The sequence below is a fragment of the Streptomyces sp. NPDC002623 genome (assembly GCF_053592635.1).
In genome coordinates, this window is sequence record NZ_JBSFWB010000111.1 from 1 (window position 1) to 1,302 (window position 1,302).

Sequence of the window (1,302 nt, forward strand, 5' to 3'; positions counted from 1 at the left end):
GTCACCTCAGGACTGCGCATCGGCACCCCCGCCCTCGCCACCCGCGGCTTCACCGCCGAGGACTTCACCGAGGTCGCCGACGTCATCGCCGAGACGCTGAAGGCGCCGTCCCCGTTCGCGGAGGCCGACGCGGCGGCGCTGAAGGCGCGGGTCACCGCCCTCGCCGACAAGCACCCGCTCTACCCCGGTCTGAACAAGTAGTTCCCTTTCCGGGGGCGCCGCGCACACTGTGAAGGTGCGCGGCGCCCCCGGAACCCCGCACCACCCCTGTTATTGAGGAGTCCCCGTGGCCATCTCGGTCTTCGACCTGTTCTCGATCGGCATCGGCCCGTCCAGCTCCCACACGGTCGGCCCGATGCGCGCGGCCGCCATGTTCGCGCGGCGGCTGGGCAAGGACGGCCTGCTGGACTCCACGGCGTCGGTCCGGTGCGAGCTGTACGGCTCGCTCGGCGCGACCGGCCACGGCCACGGGACGCCGAAGGCGGTCCTGCTCGGTCTGGAGGGCTCCTCGCCCCGCACGGTGGACGTGGAGGGGGCCGACGACAGGGTGGAGCAGATCAAGGAGACCGGCCGGCTGCGGCTGCTGGACTCGCACGAGATCCCGTTCTCCTTCGACGACGACCTGGTCCTGCACCGCCGCAAGGCCCTCCCGTACCACGCCAACGGCATGACGATCCGGGCGCACGACGCCTCGGGCACGGAACTGCTGTCGAAGACGTACTACTCGGTCGGCGGCGGGTTCGTCGTGGACGAGGAAGCGGTCGGCGCGGACCGGATAAAACTCGACGACACGGTCCTGAAGTACCCGTTCCGCACGGGCGACGAGCTGCTGCGCCTCGCGAAGGAGACCGGTCTGTCGATCTCCTCGCTGATGCTGGAGAACGAGCACTCCTGGCGCACGGAGGACGAGATCCGGGCGGGCCTGCTGGAGATCTGGCAGGTGATGCAGCGCTGTGTGTCCCGGGGCATGTCCCGCGAGGGCATCCTGCCGGGCGGCCTCCGCGTCCGCCGCCGCGCCGCCATGACGGCTCGTCAACTCCGGGCGGAGGGCGATCCGTTGGCCCACTCGATGGAGTGGATCACGCTGTACGCGATGGCGGTGAACGAGGAGAACGCGGCGGGCGGCAGGGTCGTGACGGCCCCCACGAACGGCGCCGCCGGCATCATCCCTGCGGTCCTGCACTACTACATGAACTTCGTGCCCGGCGCCGACGAGGACGGAGTCGTCCGCTTCCTGCTCGCCGCCGGCGCCATCGGCATGCTCTTCAAGGAGAACGCCTCCATCTCCGGCGCCGAGGTCGG

1 protein-coding gene and 1 pseudogene are annotated in these 1,302 nt (G+C 70.5%); both read left to right on the forward strand.

What is annotated here, in order from left to right:
- Positions 1 to 201, forward strand: a pseudogene (locus ACWD4O_RS48765) (serine hydroxymethyltransferase); the annotation flags it as partial.
- A gap of 85 nt (positions 202 to 286) precedes the next feature.
- Positions 287 to 1,302, forward strand: a 1,016-nt coding sequence (locus ACWD4O_RS48770) for an L-serine ammonia-lyase (RefSeq protein ID WP_451289597.1), incomplete at its 3' end; no start/stop codon positions are given.